This window comes from Candidatus Sulfuricurvum sp. RIFRC-1 (genome assembly GCF_000310245.1).
Lineage (GTDB): Bacteria > Campylobacterota > Campylobacteria > Campylobacterales > Sulfurimonadaceae > Sulfuricurvum.
In genome coordinates, this window is record NC_020505.1 from 1,090,668 (window position 1) to 1,110,062 (window position 19,395).

Here is a 19,395-nt window from a genome sequence, read left to right on the forward strand (position 1 = left end):
CAACCGCATCGCGATCGATACCCGCGTCATTATCAAAGAGTACGCCCTAAGTGAAAGCGAACCCTCTATCGAAGAGCTGAGCCGTATTGCAACGGCTCAAGGATTCCGCGCAAGCATCAAAAAACTCTCCGTCGAAAAACTGATCGAGTCTTATCCGATGCCGATCATTGTTCAAAAGATCGATGGCACCTATATGAGTATCATCCAAGCCAATAGTGAGAAACAAGAACTACTGGTCTTTGACATCACCCGTAAAGAGCCTTATATTATGAGCTATGAAGATTGTAACGCTCAAAGCACAGGCAAAAGCATCGTCCTAAAGCACCGTATCCTCAGTGCTGATGCACGATTCGGATTCGGGTGGTTTTTTCGCCAAATCATGAAGTACAAAAAGGTGATGGCAGAGGTATTGATCGCCTCCTTCGTTCTTCAGCTATTCGGTCTCGTCGCGCCGCTCTTTACGCAGGTGATCCTCGATAAGGTTCTCGTACACCGCTCGATGAGTACTCTCGATGTCCTTGCGGTTGCTTTTATCGCCGTGGCGGTGTTCGAACTGATCCTCAATCTGATCCGCAGTTACATCTTCGCCCATACCACCTCGAAAATTGATGCAAAGCTGGGGCGAAGCTCTTTCACCATCTCCTCGCATTGCCGTTCGTCTATTTCGAAAAACGTAAAGTGGGGAACATCATCGCCCGTGTTCGTGAACTCGACCAGATCCGTGAGTTCATCGCTAACAAATCGGTTACCCTCATCCTCGATGTCCTCTTCTCGGTGGTCTTTGTCGCGGTGATGCTCCTCTACAGTGTCAAACTCACCCTTGTTGTACTGGGATTCGTTACGGTCATCGCGATCCTCTATCTCATTATTACCCCTGAGCTACGTCGCAGACTCGAAGAGAAGTTTCAGATGGGGGCGCAAAGCAATGCCTATCTCGTCGAAGCGGTAACAGGAGTTCAAACGGTCAAATCCCTCGCGCTAGAGGGTTCGATGCAGCGCAAATGGGAAGATTACCTCGCCCGTTACGTCAATGCGGGATTTCAGCTCAGCAACCTCTCCAACATCCTCGGAGGGGTGAGTGGAGCACTCCAAAAGCTCCTCACCATCTCGATGCTCTATATGGGGGTGACGTTAGTATTGGAGGGGAAACTGAGTGTCGGTCAGCTCATCGCGTTTCAGATGTTTGCAGGGCAGTTTACGGGACCCGTATTGCGACTGGTGAATCTATGGAACGAGTTTCAACAAACACTCCTCTCGGTGGATAGATTGGGTGACATCCTCAACACCCCGACAGAGCAAACCAATGACAAGGCGATCACCCTCCCTAAAATCGATGGAAGCGTGAACTTCGATAACATCGTCTTCTCCTACGCTCCCGATTCTCCCGCTGTACTAAACGGTATCAGTGCCGAAATACCTATCGGGAGCAGTGTAGGACTGGTAGGACGCAGCGGCAGCGGTAAGAGCACCATCACCAAACTCATCCAACGTCTCTATATCCCTAACAGCGGAACAATCTACATAGACGGAGTAGACGTACGTCATATGAACCCCAAGTGGCTCCGTAACAACATCGGAGTAGTCTTGCAGGAGAACTACCTCTTTAGCGGCACGATCAAAGAGAACATTGCCCTTAGCCGTCCCGATGCCCCTATGGAGCATATCATCGCCGCATCTCGTATGGCGGGAGCCGATGAGTTTATCGCCGAACTCTCAGAGGGGTATGATACGCAGGTAGGAGAACGAGGTGCCGCACTCTCAGGAGGTCAGCGTCAGCGTATCGCTATTGCCAGAGCTTTGATCACCAATCCTCGCATCCTCATATTTGACGAAGCAACTTCGGCACTGGACTATGAATCGGAACGGATCATCCAAGACAATCTCCAAAGCATTAAAACAGGACGAACCATGTTCATCGTCGCTCATCGCCTCAGTACAGTCAAAGATTGCGACATCATCATCGTGATGGACAAAGGGCATATCGTAGAGCGCGGAAGCCATGAAGAGCTAATGCGCTTACAAGGATACTACTACAAACTCACCACACAGCAAGGTTTATAACGATGGGCTTATTTCACACCAAAGACAAACACGAATTTACCCCGCTCCTCGTCGAGATTGAAGAGCGTCCCACGTCACCGCTAGGGCGAAGCCTCCTCTATGCCATCCTCGCTTTTATGGTGATAGGACTCCTTTGGCTCTTCCTCGCCAAAATCGACGTGGTAGTGAGCGCACGGGGCAAAGTCGTTCCCGATGGTGAGATTAAAACCCTCCAGCCGGTAGAGACGGGGGTGATCAGCGCTATTCATATCAAAGAGGGGCAAAGCGTTAAAAAGGGGGAGGTGCTGATGGAGATCGACCCCTCGCTCACCCAAAGCGATCTGGAGTCCAAACAAAAGAACCTAACACTCCTTGATTTAGAGATTGAACGCCTCGATGCCCAGATCAACGATAGAGCCTTTCATCCTAGCAGTAAATGTCAAGATACTGCCGCCATCGCCACTCAGCAGATGATGTACACCTCCGGCTCCCTCGCCTACGATCAACAACGCCAAGTCCTCCAAGAACAGATCCGCCAAAACGATGAAGCGACCGAAGCGGCAAAAGCGGATAAAAGCAGACTCAAACAGCTCTTAGCCTCCGCAAAAGATCACGAAGCCCGTCTCAAAGAAGTCCTCGACATCATCGCCAAACGTGACTACGTCGAAGCACAGAACCAACGGATAGAGTACCAAGAACAGCTCACCATGAAAGAGCATGTCATCGCTCAGTCTCAAGGCAAACTAAACGAACTCAACCAACAGCTCCGCCTAATCACCCAAGAATATCGTAACAAACTCTTAGCCGAACTCACCCAAAAGTCCAAAGAAGCAACCTCACTGCGTACCGAAGTGGAAACAACCCAGTTTCGTAACGCCAAACAGCAGATCATCGCTCCCGTAGATGGCTACATCGGGAAACTCTTAGTCCATACCGTCGGTGGAGTCGTTACCCCCGCAGAGAAACTTCTCACTCTCATCCCCAAAGGTGTCCCTCTCATCATCAAAGCCACCGTACAAAACCAAGATATCGGATTCGTGACCAAGAAGATGGAAGCGGCAGTGAAGATCGATACATTTGATTTCCAAAAATACGGACTCATCCACGGAGAGGTCAAACACATCGCCGATGACGCTATCGAAGATGAGAAACTCGGACCCGTCTATGAGATCGCCATAGCACCTTCTAGCCTGACCCTCAAAGGGGAGGGGAAAACTCTCTCCATCCATCCGGGGATGAGTGTGACCGCAGAGCTCAAAGTCGGCAAACGTAGAGTGATAGAGTTCTTTATCTATCCGATGATCAAATATCTCGATGAAGGGTTGAGTGTGAGATGATTAAAATATCCGTCGTCGTTCCGTTTTACAACCCTCCAGTACATTTGTTTTCCGAATGTTTGCGTGCACTTAAACAACTGAATCCTTATGAAGTGATTTTAGTCGATGATTGTTCATCTGATAATCAAGCGGTTCAGATGGCGCAAATATCAAGATTCGTCTATCTTAAAACTCCTTATCAATCGGGACATGACGGAATGCCTTACAACATTGGTGCTCGATATGCTAGTGGTGATTATATTTGTCGTGTTGATGCGGATGATGTGTTACTTGACCTGCCAAATACAATGAACGCGGATATTCATTTCGGACGACTTAATCGTGTAAAAGCTCCTGTAGGGATTACGGTCGAAGAATTGATTCTTGCTCCTAGAGCAATTATGAATGGGATGGTCATTAAAAAAGAGATTGCACTTCGATATCCATCTGCTGAAGATAAAAATGTCTACGGAGATGTCCTCTTTGCTCTGAGAGTATTGCATAATAGACATTCGTACAGTGTCCATCCAACTGTCAATTATATCTATCACAAACATCCCACCTCTATCCAAAACTCCAAGCCGCTGTTTTATCATAGGATGAGACATATACAAACCGTAGCACGTTTTTGCCAGTTGGAACAGATTGATCCAAAACAATCTATCCGATATTTGGAAATGGCGATGCTAAATGTGAGGCATGGGAGCAATAGTTTAAAGCTGTTTCATCAAAAGAATCTGTCGGATAATAGCAAGGATACCTCATGAGTAGAAGTATCGCTACGAGTTTATAGAGAAATGAAATACAAAGAGGAGATTAGAAATGGATATAAATGAAAACACCAACACGATCATCCAAGAGACGACGTTTACCGACGCGAACGGTGAGGGAGTTATGCGTGACGTACTGTTTCGTTATGAAAATACTTCCAAACCGACTGATGGCGTTTATTTCGATATGGATGCCAACGGTATCAAAGAAAAAATGCTCACATGGACAGACCCTAATGAGTGGATGGTGGTTAAAGACCTAAATGGTGATGGAATCATCAATAGCGGACGAGAAGTAGTCGGAAACCAAATGATCCTGCGCAACGGAACCAAAGCTGCCGACACCATCCAAGCGCTGAAAACCTTCGACATCAACCATGACGGAGTGGTTAACAGCGCCGACAACTCAGGACTCGCATTCTGGACAGACCGTAATAACAATGGACTCACGGATATCGGTGAACTCGAAGCTCTCGGTGCGGCAGGTGCGATACAGGTGTGGAATGACCCCCGTTTTATAGACACATTAGTTTTCCGCTAACACCTCATTTTTCGTTGATTCCAAAAAGTATCGTACCTCAAATTCGTTTGGAGATAGATAACCCAGATAACTATGCCGTCTTTTAGGGTTATAGAACATCTCTATATAGTGAAATATTTTGGATTTTGCATACTCTCTCGTTACAAATATCTCTTTCCTGACACATTCACGTTTCAAGGTTTTAAAGAAGCTTTCCACGACGGCATTGTCATAACAGTTCCCTCGTCTGCTCATACTGGGGATGATGTTGGAGTGTTTTAGCATACTTTGCCATTCATAGGAGCTAAACTGCGATCCTTGATCGGAATGAAGTATCACGCTTTGTTTCGGACGCTGCCGCATTGTAGCCATTCTTAGTGCATCCATAGCCACGGATGTTGTCATCCGATGGCTCATCCCCCATCCAATCACTTTACGGCTGAAGAGATCGAGCACCACCGCCAAATAGAGCCATCCCTCATAAGTTCGGATATAGGTGATATCGGTCACCCATGCTTCATTAGGTTTCTCGACGTTAAAGCACTGCTTGAGATGATTCGGATGGGCTTTATGGATACTGCCAGCTTTATGGCGAGGTTTCTTCTTGAGAGTTCCGGCACCGTACAATCCAATAATCTTCATCAATCGTGCCACACGTTTGCGATTGACGGTGATTCCCGATTCGATTAGGTCTTTGTGGATATTCCGATAGCCGTAGGCATTGTGACTCTGTGCATACGCCTCTTTGATCTGAACACTCAGCACTTCATTTGCCTTTGCCCGATCAGACAATGGCGCTTTCACCCAAGCGTAATATCCGCTCGGATGAACTTGCATTGCTTTGCACAATCGTCTAATCCCATATAGGGGTTCATGAACCTGAATAAATGCGTACTTTATCCTTGGTTTCTGGCAAAGTACGCGGCGGCCTTTTTTAGGATGTCACGCTCCTCGGTAACGCGCTTGAGTTCTGACTTTAGCCGTCGTATCTCATCATTAGATGCTTGTTGCTGTCCAAACTCCTTGGGACTTTTATACTGGCTCACCCACTTTTTCAATGAATCAGGATGTACTCCCAGCCGATCAGCAACCTCTTTGATCGGGTAATTGTTATTGATTACCTGCTTTGCAGCTTCTTCTTTGAACTCATCTGTGTATCTTGGGGGCATTTTTCTCTCCTAATCGTATTCCTTGTCGATTATTATCGACGAAATTAACGAATAAAAAAGTGTCTACTGTTTTGGGGTCATTCCACTGGCATTATCGTTTATGAATGATAAAGAGCACGCCAGTGCCAACTTCGGAGAGTTTATCCTCCGATGGTCGGGATTTTACGATATGGCTGCAAGCAAAGAGCTCGAATGCGATATTACCATTACTACCTCACTGGATGATGCCATATTTCCGTTTAATTCTTTCATCCAATATAAAATCCAAAACAAGGTAGCATAAATGAAACATGTTATTTTTAATCAATGGCTCAAGTTAGTAGTTTTGATTTACTTTTGTGTAGTAGGTCTTTATGCACAAGAAACAAAATCAATAGGAAAAGAAATCATTATTACATATACACATTGTAAAGATGTGAAAAAAACATTGGAAATTGTAAATAAAGAATTAGGGTTACAAGAATTTTGTGCAGAACAAAATGAATTTTATGATGAGAAGCGAATAATTGACGGAGAAGAGCAATTAGTTCATATTTATCGTCCAACAAATATGATGATGATTGGCGATTCAAGAGAAGATGATTATGTAAATGTAATTACATATGCAGCTTTATATGATTTAGATGGGGATGGTATTAAAGAACTATTTTTTGCTCATGGAAGTGCATATGCGACGATGCTAAGGCTTGATATTTTACAGAAGCAAAATAAAGTTTATAAAGTAATCGCCAGTGGTTTAATTGCGGCTAAAGCGGATACATTTGTCCTTCCAAATAAAACAAATGGATATTACGACATTTTTCAGCAATCAGATGTTTGGACTGAGACTTGGCTTTATCAATTTATTGATCAAAAATACAAACTCGTGAAACACACTAACATAACACAAAAGGATGCCTAATGAAATATATTTTACTGATAACTCTATTTTTTGTAGGGGTTTTTGCAAAAGAAATAGAGATAAAGTTTGTCAAAGTAAATTGTAAGGATGTACAAAATGTACTTACATTCTTAGATAAAAAAAGTTTGGATGAGAGCAATGGAGGATATTTTTGTTGGGATCAAAATGATATCAAAATATTTAAGACAAAAAAAATTGATGGGGATGTGCTTATTCACTCATATATTCAAAAATCAACTAAAATGAAAGTAATTGATGGTTTGAGAGAAGATGGACGCTTACCGGTCGAAATATATTTTTATTACTATGATTTAAATAATGATGGTCAAAAAGAAATATTTGTCGAATTGGAAGATGCAACTGGAAATGGTTTAGAGTGGTTTATTCTGGAAAATACTAAAAATCATTTATATCGTATTTTGGATTATGGCGTTGGAAGTGATCAAAATAATTTCATTTTTTCTATTCAAGATTCATCACACAATTCATATAAAGATATTAAATCGTACTCAATTATGAGAGATAAAAGCATGATTTTTGAGTTTAATGGGGAAAAATACAATATTAGAGGGGGGAATTAATTATGAGTAACAATGAATGGAGCTTCTATGAAGCGTTGTCAGGTAGAGAAAGTGGTGGGGACTACACTATTGTAAATTCATTTGGATATTTAGGCAGATACCAAATGGGAGAAAAAGCATTAATAGATGCTGGATATTATAAAAAAGATTCAACTAATCCAAATGTGAATCAAGATTTTATTGGTCAATGGACTGGAAAGGATGGTGTTTGGAGCAAAGAAGATTTTTTGAACAATCATACTGCACAAAATAATGCCGTTAGAGCATTTCATAAAAAAAACTGGGATTATTTGAAGAATTATCATCAGTATGTAGGTCAAACATTAAATGGATACTACATAACTGTTTCTGGAATATTGGCGGGAGCGCATTTGGGAGGCTGGTCAAGAATGAAAAACTTCTTGGAGTCAGGTGGAACAAATATATTTACAGATGGCTATGGAACAAGAATTACGGAATATATTACGAAATTTGCAAACTATGATATGTCCTCATATGGTACTAGCTTTAATAGTGGCAACAACATTTTTAACGGTGGCAGCGGCTTAGATATATTTCATGCTGGTGGTGGTAATGACGTCATTGATGCCCAAGAAGGAAATGATACAGTTTACGGCGGTTCGGAGAACGACACCCTCATCGGCGGTGATGGAATGGATGTCCTATACGGTGAGAGCGGCAATGATACCCTTTTAGGATTTTACGGTTTTGGTCAATCGGACGCATATCAGGATAAACTCTATGGAGGAATCGGAGATGATACCTATATCACAGGAACAGGTGATATTATCCGAGATGAGGACAATCAGGGTAGAGTCGTTTACAACAACATCGATCTAAGCGGAGAAAAAACCCAAGTAAAAGGGGAGAGCTACTACCAAGATGCCAACTTCTACTATGAAGAATCGGAAAATGTTCTCTTCGTCCGTACCAAATCGAGCACAAGCGGTCTGGGGCTTGAGATTCAAAACTGGAACAGCACTACCAAAGAAGCACTAAGGATCAAACTACTACCGAGTGAAGAGGAAGGAGTCGGAGGGGAAGACGATCCAGAAGAACCGAATCCAACTCCAGACCCCGACCCCAAATACGTCACAGTAAGCGTCTCCAACGCCCAAGCCGTAGAGAGCGCAGGGACGATGAGATTCATCATCAGCCTCTCAGAGGTACTGAGCCAAGATATCACCGTCGATCTCATCACCACAGATGGCAGTGCAAAAAACGGTTCGGATTATATCCCCAATAAACGTGTCAGTGTCACTATAGCCGCAGGGAACCGAAGCGCTTATTACGAAGTAGCGATTCTAAATGACGAAGTCCAAGAACCTACCGAAAACTTCACTGTCGCTCCTTATTTTGCAGTGGACTATTCAGGACCTGAACAGGTACTTCTCTCAAACGTAGGTGTAGGAACCATCTATGACGATGATGATCCGCAGTACATTACAGCCCATATCAGCAGTGCATCCGCCAAAGAAGCGGCAGAACATATGAGCTTCACCGTGAGCTTATCCAAAGAACTCGAACGCGATATTACTATCATTACCTCACTGGGTGATGTGACGATTGCAGCAGGGGAGAGATCAGGACAGGTATATCGTATATGGGACAACGATACCGATATCGAACCGGACGAAACATTCGAAGTCACACTCAAAGGACACAACTACCAAGGGGGACAATACCAAGTCCTCCTCGTCAATACTGGGACAGGAACCATCATCGACGATGATCCGGAACCAGAACCGCACCCATTTCCCTACAACCCAGAAACTCCCCAGCCCCACGATCCATTAGTGCTTGATCTCAACCAAGACGGGAAAATCTCTACCATAGCATTAGCTGATTCCCAAGTCTATTTTGATATAACAGGTGATGGGATCAAAGAGAGAGTAGGATGGGTAGCCCCACAAGATGGATTCCTCGTTTACGATAAAAACATGAACGGCAAGATCGAGGGGATCGGCGAAGTATTCGGTAAAGACGGACTCAGCGGATTTGCAGAATTGCGTCAAGTTGCCGATACCAACTACGATAACATCATCGATAGACGTGATGCACTGTTCAGCCAGCTCAAAGTATGGCAAGACACCAACGGTGACGGTATCTCTCAGGCAAACGAGCTCAAATCCCTCTCTAGCGCAGGGGTTAAAAACATAGAGCTAAACGTCATCGGCACCAACATCAACCTAAATGGTAATATCCTCTCCGAAGCGGGACGTTACGGCGACAGCACAGGTGAGCGTGAACTCGCCGCTGATATACAGCTCCTCGCTTCCCAAAGAGCGACCAGCTCCGGCACTCCAAACACCTACGAGATTGATCCCATCACCGAAACCCTACCTCAGATGAGAGGGTATGGTTTTATCGATAGCAGTTTCAAAGCCTATAACCTCGACCCGAAACTAAAAGAACTTGCCCTCTCGTTTATGAACGATAAAGAGACCGCCAGCGCCAACTTCGGTGAGTTTATCCTCCGATGGTCGGGATTTTACGATATGGCTGCATCCAAAGGGATTAGCGAAGAGCAGTTTTCCCCTCATCTTTACGAAGTACCCTCTATCAAACTGTGGATACTGGAACGGTTTGTAGGATCAACGAGAGATGGATGGCGTAGTGAAGTACATATCCGTGAAAACCTGAATGGCGGCTATCATACTCAAGACTTCGGAAACGAAGCGTATATCCATGATCATTTTAATCTCCTCATGGAACGCTACGAGGCAATGTTCGCTATACAGGCATTCTATACCGATGTGTTCAGCGACACCCACTACGACATCAGCATCGATGAGTTCGTGATCGACGATAGTACCGTCTTTACGAGCAAACTCACCGAGTATCTCAACAATACCGCCGTCTCACAAACCGACAAACTCTATCTCGCTTCGATGATGAACAACTTGGAGGGGACGTTCCTCCACTTCGATGCGGCAAGTATGATCGACTCTATCACCGACACAACCCTCAAAGCGACCATCACTGATATCATGGATGAAAAGGTACATTTCCAGTTTGCCAAAGATAGCGGATATTACAGTTATGCCAATGCCCACGTTTATGGTGATGATACAAAAGAGTTGATTAACATTAATTCAAAATTCTCTGTTACGATGGATGCTAAAGAGGGTGATGAGTCTGTCATATTAACAATAAATAATATAATATATAACAACTATGTTTCAAATAGTATCAACTTTTTATCAATATCATAAAATAACTATAAAAAATTAAAATATTTTTATGAGGTTAGCTATAGTTATTCCTTATAACTTTTGATATTTCATTCTAACACTAAACCATAAAGGGCATCTCACATGAAACACATCATCCTATTAATCTTACTCACGCTGGGAGTATGGGCGCAAGAAGTTGGCGTGCCATTTGTATTGGAATCTATTTCTACAATTGACAATCACAAAACAGTTTTATCAAGAAACGGAAGACACCTATATTCTTTAGATGAATTTGGGAAGTTTAAAGTTTGGTATTTATATCCATTTAAAAAGATCAATGAGTTTCACATTGAGAATGCTACAAATTTTGTATTATCAACTGATGAAAAATCATTAATTATCACCACTGTTCAAGAAGATATTAATCATAATGGGTATCCAATAAAAAGTGATATGAATTTAATTTTATGGGATATTGAAAAAAAGCAAAAACAAAAAACTGTAAAGTTTACAACACCAATTAATGACATTGTCTTAGACCCCCCCCCTATTTCTTATCACAAAAGATACGTTAGAAGAATGGGATGCTTATAAACTAGAAAAAATTAAAAAAGCTGATTTAAATATTACACGCGTATTAAAAAACCAATGTAACTGGGTTAATCATAATGAGCCTGTTCAGTTGACTCCATATAAAATAGTTTTATCGCCCGACCGCACAAAACTACTTATTGTATTTTTAGAAGATATTCTTGTTATTGATATCAAGACATTCACTATATTGAAGACTATAAACGACACAACAGTTAACCCTTATTTTTGGGAAGATGAAAATATTTTCGATTACGGAGGAAAATACAAAATTGATCTCAGAACATTAAATATCCAAGAATATTCAAATGCAATCCAGCATTTAAATGAAAAAGAGCTTTCATATCAAAAATATATTAATGATAAAGCAGCATTGCTTTTCATGAATAGAACTTTTTATGATTCTGTAACACAAAAAGCATATGCAACATTCTATGAATATCCTGATGGTGAATGGGTAATTATGACACCGAATGGATATTTTAATACTTCATCTAATGGACGGAAATACATCTATATGAAAACTCTATTAGGTGAATTAATTTCAATCGATGATGCGGCTTATCAAAAATACCACACAATACTAAATATTGGAGAAAAATAAAATGGCATTAACTTTACAACAGCTTATTAGTACGTACGCAATACCGAAGCAACTAGCAGATTTATTAACTGTACTAAACAGACAAAAATTTAATAGTGTCTTTAATGGAGAAGCAGGAGGAATTAAATTTGATATTCAAATAACACCTAATGGTTTTATGCAAACAAGTGGGAATATAGCCAGCATAGGATTACCACAAGTTTTACCTAACGTTCCAGTAGGCTTCGTTGATAATAAATTAGCCTTTGCTGTTGTAGATATAAAAACAGTTTTACTACATGAATTATCACATATTGCTCTACGATTAATGAGTGCGACAGCAAAATTTGAACTAGATACCGAATTTAATGTTGCTACACTAGCAGCAATTGTTAGTGATAATAGTACTCCTAATAACATAGACATTAATTCGATAATAATTGATTTGCAAAATAATAATTCAAATCCAGATTCTGTTTCAAGTTATGAAAATGCTTTTAATATGGGTCGACATTATTATTCTAAGTTAACAGGTACACAAGAAGGTGATTTATTCCGTACAGGTTATTTTGCTGATGGAGATTGGGCTTCCAATACCCCTGATGCATATGAAGCAGCTAAAAAAAATGGATGGGATATAGCCCTTATTGGAAATGAACAAGTCAATACTTTGATTACAGGTTCAGGAAATGATTTACTTGATGGCGGCTTCAGTGGCGACACTTTAGAAGGCGGTACAGGATACGACACCTACATCGCAGGCGATGGCGATACCATCATGGATGACGACGGAAAAGGGATAGTTACCTTCGAAGGAGATATATTAAGCGGCGGAACCCTCACCGAGTCTCACGAACTCTACGACCAATACGAGGGAGATGGAGGAACCTACTACCTCCTAAAAACCACCAACGCCCTGATTTATCAAAAAGGGGAGCAATTTCTCACTATCGAAAACTACCACAAAGATGCCAAATCCCTCGGTATTACTCTCACTGACGAACTCCCAGAACTCACCATCATAGGACATATGGCAAACGAAAACGACGGAACCGTAACGGGAAAAGTTGTCCTCACCCAAGCCTATGGCAGAGATATGATCATCCACCTCTCAACATTGGATGACAGTGCACACACGGGAGAAGATTACCATTCAAACAACAACATCACTGTCACTATCACAGCCGGAGAGACCGAAGGAGACTTCAGCGTCACTCTCATCGATAACCAGATCGTAGAGGGACGAGAGACCTTTTTTGCCCAAATCGATTCAGTAACCGATACCTCCAACCAACCGATCCAATACACGATCAAAGATATCACCCCTCTCACCATCGAAGACGATGATGGTCTAAACGTCTCCGTATTTGCCCCTACTGTAAGTGAAAACGCAGGTATAGCCACAGGAGCAGTGACGATCAATAAAACCCAATATGATAGAGAGGTTGCCGCATGAAACACATTATCTTAATCATACTTCTCACATTGGGAGTATGGGCGGAGGAAGTTGGAGTGCCGTTTATACCTACTGAAGGTTGGTATTCAAATGTTATCTTTAGTGATGATGGTTCATTAAGTATACGACAAATTGGAAATAAATTTACTATCATAGATGCAAGAAAAAATACTGAAATTAATACCATTGATGTAGAAAAAATTGGAAATATTTATTACTACAAGTTAGCATCAAAGAAAAAAAGTATCTTTTATTCTAATAAAAATCAAGTCTATGAATGGAACTTAATTCGTAATGTAAAAACTAATCAATTTCAATCCACTAGAGGAAGTGCATATTATGGTGATTTGAGTTTATCGTCAGATGAATCTTTGTTAACTGTCTTAGACAAGGGGAATAATGTTGTAGATTTGTGGGATGTAGATTCTAAGAAATTAATTTCTTCAATTGCCCTACCAATGACTTCAGGAAAATTTTTAAATGTAGCAATCAGTTCCGATGCAAAAAATATCGTATTACAAGACAGTAATAAAAAATTATTCATTTGGGATAATTTAAACAATAAATTTAGTAATTTCAAACTTGATAATGTTGATTTATTCTCAGTAACTAATTTAGGTAATAAAATATTATTTATTTCTAACAAGTTATTAAAAAGCATAGACACTGAAACAGGTGAAATTCATATATTAACGGGTTTGCGACAAAATCAAATACCAAAAGAAATGCAATTGAATAGATTAGGCAATTTTATTTTCTTACTCTATGATGATTGTATTGAATGTATAAATCTTCAAAATCTAAATAGATGCAATATCGATGGTGAATATTTAAAATTATCCAATAACATGGATCAGGTTATTGGGATAAACTTTGACAATATGATTTCAGCCAATATATATGATTGTAATACTACAGCAAAACATAAATTCCAAGCCAAACATGTCAATATAACATCCTTTTCAAATAACTTAAAATACTTTTTTTATTCTGATGGAACAGATAAGTTGAGTATTTGGAATCTTTCGCCTACTATAGAGAAATTTTTTGAAACAAATGTGGATTTACCGATTAAAAGAGTATATAGTTCATTGGATGATCAGAAAATATTTATCTTACATCCAAATGAGTTCAATATTTCAATTTTTAGTTTTGAGTATAAAAAATTAATCGGAAAATTATGTGGTCATCACAGTGAAGTTATGGCAATAGCAAATGGCGAGCAAAAGAATATTTTATACTCTATTGATGAAACAGGAATCGTTAAGAAATGGAGTTTACTTACTAATAAAGAAATAGCAACCACTGAGGTTAATGCTACAATTTTTGACATGGGAATTGCAGGATTAGATACACCATACCGATTAGATTTAAGTTCAAATAAAAAAAATCTTATCGTTGAATTTAATCGGCACATCGCTTTCTTAGATGGTCAATCTTTACAGATTTTAAAAATAATCAAAACAAAAAAACGATCCAAAAATTCTATAAGTGCTGATAAAAAACAACTTTTGATACAAGATCGATCCAATCATATAGTATCCGTAGACACTGATACACTTGTAGCTACTGAACATACATCAGAAATAGATTTAAAAAATTTAGAGCCAAAAATTACGGTTAATACAGAAGACAATCATATTAATTTTATTCGTACTGAAACGAATAAAAAAATAGTTTCAATATACCAATTTTCTGATGGAGAATGGGTGGTCATTAAGCCTGATGGTTACTTTGATGCATCATCTAATGCAAGGCAATACATTTATATTAGAACTGACCTCTTAAAGTCACAAAAAATTGATGACGCATCGTATAAAAAATATCACACTAAAATCAAACTAGGAGAGAACAAATGACGACAGTAAGAACAAAGGTACTAAGCATACTAGGTGATGATGCAAAATACATTACAAAATTATTGGATTTAGTTGATGCTGCATATAGTTTAGGAAAGTACCCAGCATTTGAAATTACAAGAGGTGCTGGTGGCACAGTACCAATAATGGATGATCAAAAAAATATTTTAGGATTTAGAATATTGCTTCCAAATGCTTTGCCAGGGATTGCGGCTGGAGGAAACAATTTTATTACTTATGATAAAAAAGCAGTATTGGTCCATGAATTATCTCACTTGTTGCTTAATCTTTAAGACAATCATATTAATTTTATTCGTACTGAAACGAATAAAAAAATAGTTTCAATATACCAATTTTCTGATGGAGAATGGGTGGTCATTAAGCCTGATGGTTACTTTGATGCATCATCTAATGCAAGGCAATACATTTATATTAGAACTGACCTCTTAAAGTCACAAAAAATTGATGACGCATCGTATAAAAAATATCACACTAAAATCAAACTAGGAGAGAACAAATGACGACAGTAAGAACAAAGGTACTAAGCATACTAGGTGATGATGCAAAATACATTACAAAATTATTGGATTTAGTTGATGCTGCATATAGTTTAGGAAAGTACCCAGCATTTGAAATTACAAGAGGTGCTGGTGGCACAGTACCAATAATGGATGATCAAAAAAATATTTTAGGATTTAGAATATTGCTTCCAAATGCTTTGCCAGGGATTGCGGCTGGAGGAAACAATTTTATTACTTATGATAAAAAAGCAGTATTGGTCCATGAATTATCTCACTTGTTGCTTAATCTTTTAGATCTAGAAGCTGATGACGAAGAAATTTATGTTGCAGTAATGGCAACTGCAAATAATTTAGATGATGTAGAAACAATACGAAATTCATCATATAATGAGTTAAAACAATTGGTAAATCGACAATCTAGTTACGAAAATATTTTTAACGATGCACGAAAATATACTGATGAAGTAGTTGGTTCGGCAGAAAAAATAAGATATTACCGTCAAGGTTATCAAACAGCTGGTGATTGGAAAGATCATACTCCTGGCGCAAGTACACAAAAAGATCTCGAACAAATACCAGGTAACTACTATTTTAATAAATTACATGATATTGATACGCATATTGTCGGCAGTCCAAGTGCTGATGGTGATATAGGAAACGCAGTTAATACCACATCAAACGGTAAACACGCCCTCTCCGGTGCAACCCCCGAGGGAGGACTTTACGGCGGTGGGGGTAACGATTACCTCGATGGCGGGTACGGAGATGACTATCTCGAAAGTAACGGCGGCAATGATGTACTGATTGGTGGGGGCGGAAACGACATCCTCTGGAGCGGTGAAGGAGATGACCGTCTCGAAGGTGGTGAGAATGATGATATTCTCTTCGGTGATTCGGGTAATGATGTTTTAATTGGCGGTCGAGGTTCTGACGAACTCTACGGTGGAGCCAACGATGATACCCTGCTTGGTATGGACGGCTACGGGACATCCGATAATTGTGAAGCCGATTATCTCTATGGCGGCACAGGCTACGACACCTACATCGCAGGTGATGGAGACACTATCAGTGATGACGACGGCAAAGGGATGGTTACCTTCGAAGGAGACATACTAAAAGGCGGAACCCTCACCGAGTCTCACGAACTCTACGACCAATACGAGGGAGATGGAGGAACCTACTACCTCCTAAAAACCACCAACGCCCTGATTTATCAAAAAGGGGAGCAATTTCTCACTATCGAAAACTACCACAAAGATGCCAAATCCCTCGGTATTACTCTCACTGACGAACTCCCAGAACTCACCATCATCGGCCATATGGCAAACGAGAATGATGGAGTAGTGACAGGTAAAGTCGTCCTCACCCAAGCCTACGGAAGAGACATCATCATCCACCTCTCAACATTGGATGACAGTGCACGCACGGGAGAAGATTACCATTCAAACAACAACATCACTGTCACTATCCGAGCCGGAGAGATAGAAGGAGATTTCAGCGTCACTCTCATCGATGATCAAAGAGTGGAGGGACGTGAGACCTTCTTTACCCAAATCGATTCGGTAACTGATACCTCCAACCAACCGATCCAATACACGATCAAAGATATCACCCCCCTCACCATCGAAGACGATGATGGTCTAAACGTCTCCGTATTTGCCCCTACCGTAAGTGAGAACGCAGGTATAGCCACAGGAGCAGTGACGATCAATAAAATCTACGATACCGATCTCACCCTCACCCTCTATACCCAAGATGACAGTGCCGTAGCAGGAGGAAGCTATCCCGACTATGTAAGAAACGACGCGATCACGGTCACCATCGCCGCAGGATCTACCTACGCAGAGTTTAATGTCGGTATCGTCAATGATGATAAACCTGAATCGACTGAAACATTTTATGCGCTCGTACAAAGTGTCGTAGACAGTAGCGGAACCCCCGTCGATTACACTCTCGTAGATGTTCAACCCTTTACCATCGAAGACGATGATGCAGATAATGATCCCAATAACCCCGATCCAACCACCGATCCCAAATACGTCACCATCAGCGTCTCGAACGCTCAAGCCGTAGAGAGTGCAGGGACGATGGGATTCATCATCAGCCTCTCAGAGGTGCTCAGTGAAGATATCACGATTGATTTGGTAACCCAAGACGGTACTGCCAAACAAGGGGATGATTATGTTCCAAATCCCCGCTTTAGTGTCACTATAGCCGCAGGAAGCCGAAGTGCGTATCACGAGGTAGTTATCAAAGATGACAAAATCCCCGAGCCTACCGAAAACTTTACCATCGCTCCCTACCTCTCAACAGACTATACCGGACCTGAACAAGTTTTACTTTCAAACGTAGGTGTAGGAACCATCTACGACGATGATGATCCAGAGTATATTACAGCCCACATCAGTGATGGATCTGCCAAAGAAGCGGCAGAACATATGAGCTTCACTGTGAAATTATCCAAAGAACTCGAACGCGATATTACCATCATTACCTCACTGGGTGATGTGACGATTGCAGCAGGAGAACGTTCAGGAGAAGTGTATAGCCTATGGACAAACGATGCTATCGTAGAACCCGACGAAACATTTGAAGTGACCATGACCGGACACGACTACCAAGGGGGACAATACCAAGTCCTCCTCGTCAATACTGGGACAGGAACCATCATCGACGATGATCCGGAACCAGAACCGCACCCATTTCCCTACAACCCAGAAACTCCCCAGCCCCACGATCCATTAGTGCTTGATCTCAACCAAGACGGGAAAATCTCTACCATAGCATTAGCTGATTCCCAAGTCTATTTTGATATAACAGGTGATGGGATCAAAGAGAGAGTAGGATGGGTAGCCCCACAAGATGGATTCCTCGTTTACGATAAAAACATGAACGGCAAGATCGAGGGGATCGGTGAAGTATTCGGTAAAGACGGCATCAGCGGATTTGCGGAACTGCGAAGCGTTGCCGATACCAACTACGATAACATCATCGATAGACGTGACGCACTTTTCTCCCAGCTAAAAGTATGGCAAGACACCAACGGTGACGGTATCTCTCAAGCAAACGAACTTAAATCCCTCTCTAGTGCAGGAGTTAAGAATATCGAACTAAACGTCATCGGTACCAACATCAACCTCAATGGCAATCTCCTCAGTAAAGCGGGACGGTATCTCAAATCAAATATAACACAAAGGAAAGTAGCATGATTAGTAAAAAACAATCAAACGAAGAACCGATATTTTCAATCAAAGATGAAATGTTTTGGATGGATAGAGTATATATTTTTATACCTATGCTTTCAATCATATTCTATATATTGTGGATTGGATATGATTTTAATCTATCTGAATTTCTGAAAGATAAAAATATCAAAATTATGTTGCTAATTATCGGAGTAGCAACATTATTTGGCATTTTGAAAATATTGTTTTATTCTGCAAAAAATACTAAGATTGAATTTTACAGTGATAGGATAGTTAGCACTTATTATAACCGAACATTATATTTAAATCAGATTGATGAAGCGGTAAGGGTTGCTACATTATTTTCCAGTCCTAAGTCTCAAAAAGTAAATCGAATTTATGGTGCAAAACTTTTTGGAGTACTCATAATTTTTTTCGGTTTACCTCTACTTTTTCCAGCCATTCTGTTATCTTCACAAATGGTACACTGGATTTATAGATTATTACACCATGAAACTCTCACATTATTATCATTTCATTATGCGTACATGTCAATAATAGACCATGAAAATAATCATATAGTTATCATGCTCGATACTGAAAATGACAAAAATATAAATGAATATATGCAGTCTAATTATGGAATAAGAATAGAAGAGTTGCCACAAAATATGTGGTTTGTATCTAAAAAAAATTCAAATTTAAAAATGAAATAAGAGGAAAATAT

Annotated in this window: 16 protein-coding genes and 1 pseudogene; 15 read left to right on the plus strand and 2 right to left on the minus strand. The window is 40.6% G+C overall.

Translation table 11 applies throughout. From position 1 onward, the window contains the following. Positions 1-67: 67 nt before the first annotated feature. The 4 genes and pseudogenes from B649_RS12680 to B649_RS12155 all read left to right on the plus strand — a co-directional run. Positions 68-2,058 (plus strand): annotated as a pseudogene (locus tag B649_RS12680) (ABC transporter transmembrane domain-containing protein); the annotation flags it as partial. Positions 2,059-2,063: 5 nt separating this feature from the next. Then, positions 2,064-3,377 (plus strand): HlyD family type I secretion periplasmic adaptor subunit, encoded by a 1,314-nt coding sequence (locus B649_RS05560; protein ID WP_015653532.1) that lies wholly within the window; start codon positions 2,064-2,066, stop codon positions 3,375-3,377. Continuing rightward, the gene (locus tag B649_RS05565) at positions 3,374-4,123 is read left to right on the plus strand and encodes a glycosyltransferase family A protein (RefSeq protein ID WP_015653533.1); all 750 of its coding nucleotides are present in this window, start codon (positions 3,374-3,376) and stop codon (positions 4,121-4,123) included. Before B649_RS05560 ends, B649_RS05565 begins: the two co-directional genes overlap by 4 nt. Before the next feature lie 55 nt (positions 4,124-4,178). Beyond that, entirely contained in the window at positions 4,179-4,667 is a 489-nt protein-coding gene (locus B649_RS12155; protein WP_015653534.1) for a hypothetical protein, read from the plus strand. On the opposite strand, the gene B649_RS05575 is transcribed toward B649_RS12155, so the two are convergent. Next, positions 4,653-5,815 (minus strand): IS3 family transposase gene (locus tag B649_RS05575; RefSeq protein WP_291750865.1). Its coding sequence is split into 2 segments (ribosomal slippage): positions 4,653-5,578 and positions 5,578-5,815, totalling 1,164 coding nucleotides; the frame shifts between segments, so codons are not numbered across the junction. The genes B649_RS12155 and B649_RS05575 overlap by 15 nt on opposite strands. A gap of 100 nt (positions 5,816-5,915) precedes the next feature. Here B649_RS05575 and B649_RS05585 point away from each other — a divergent pair. The 6 genes from B649_RS05585 to B649_RS05610 all read left to right on the plus strand — a co-directional run bounded on the left by B649_RS05585 (position 5,916) and on the right by B649_RS05610 (position 11,668). Then, complete coding sequence (locus B649_RS05585; protein WP_015653535.1) at positions 5,916-6,098, plus strand: hypothetical protein; 183 nt, start codon at positions 5,916-5,918, stop codon at positions 6,096-6,098. Continuing rightward, positions 6,099-6,716 carry a hypothetical protein gene (locus tag B649_RS05590; protein WP_015653536.1) on the plus strand — a complete coding sequence of 206 codons (618 nt, stop codon included), beginning with the start codon at positions 6,099-6,101 and terminating at the stop codon, positions 6,714-6,716. Then, complete coding sequence (locus B649_RS05595) at positions 6,716-7,297, plus strand: hypothetical protein (protein ID WP_015653537.1); 582 nt, start codon at positions 6,716-6,718, stop codon at positions 7,295-7,297. The genes B649_RS05590 and B649_RS05595 overlap by 1 nt, the downstream gene beginning before the upstream one ends. 2 nt (positions 7,298-7,299) lie before the next feature. Further along, on the plus strand, positions 7,300-10,512 hold the full coding sequence (locus B649_RS05600; protein ID WP_291750951.1) for a Calx-beta domain-containing protein: 3,213 nt from the start codon (positions 7,300-7,302) through the stop codon (positions 10,510-10,512). Between the two features lie 102 nt (positions 10,513-10,614). Next, positions 10,615-11,067, plus strand: a complete 453-nt coding sequence (locus tag B649_RS05605; RefSeq protein WP_015653539.1) for a hypothetical protein — start codon at positions 10,615-10,617, stop codon at positions 11,065-11,067. Positions 11,068-11,155: 88 nt separating this feature from the next. Beyond that, positions 11,156-11,668, plus strand: coding sequence for a hypothetical protein (locus B649_RS05610; RefSeq protein ID WP_015653540.1), 513 nt, complete (start codon positions 11,156-11,158; stop codon positions 11,666-11,668). A 135-nt stretch (positions 11,669-11,803) separates the two neighbouring features. On the opposite strand, the gene B649_RS12525 is transcribed toward B649_RS05610, so the two are convergent. Then, entirely contained in the window at positions 11,804-12,073 is a 270-nt protein-coding gene (locus tag B649_RS12525) for a hypothetical protein (protein WP_291750952.1), read from the minus strand. 76 nt (positions 12,074-12,149) lie between these two features. Between B649_RS12525 and B649_RS05615 the strand changes: the two genes are divergently transcribed. From B649_RS05615 to B649_RS05635, 5 genes are all read left to right on the plus strand, one after another. Then, the gene (locus B649_RS05615; protein WP_291750953.1) at positions 12,150-13,103 is read left to right on the plus strand and encodes a Calx-beta domain-containing protein; all 954 of its coding nucleotides are present in this window, start codon (positions 12,150-12,152) and stop codon (positions 13,101-13,103) included. After that, complete coding sequence (locus tag B649_RS05620) at positions 13,100-14,962, plus strand: hypothetical protein (RefSeq protein WP_015653542.1); 1,863 nt, start codon at positions 13,100-13,102, stop codon at positions 14,960-14,962. Before B649_RS05615 ends, B649_RS05620 begins: the two co-directional genes overlap by 4 nt. Beyond that, complete coding sequence (locus B649_RS05625) at positions 14,959-15,255, plus strand: hypothetical protein (RefSeq protein WP_015653543.1); 297 nt, start codon at positions 14,959-14,961, stop codon at positions 15,253-15,255. The genes B649_RS05620 and B649_RS05625 overlap by 4 nt, the downstream gene beginning before the upstream one ends. Positions 15,256-15,629: 374 nt before the next feature. Then, positions 15,630-18,692: a Calx-beta domain-containing protein gene (locus B649_RS12160; RefSeq protein WP_015653544.1), complete on the plus strand. Its 3,063-nt coding sequence runs from the start codon at positions 15,630-15,632 to the stop codon at positions 18,690-18,692. After that, positions 18,689-19,384: a hypothetical protein gene (locus tag B649_RS05635; protein ID WP_015653545.1), complete on the plus strand. Its 696-nt coding sequence runs from the start codon at positions 18,689-18,691 to the stop codon at positions 19,382-19,384. The genes B649_RS12160 and B649_RS05635 overlap by 4 nt, the downstream gene beginning before the upstream one ends. Positions 19,385-19,395: the final 11 nt, after the last annotated feature.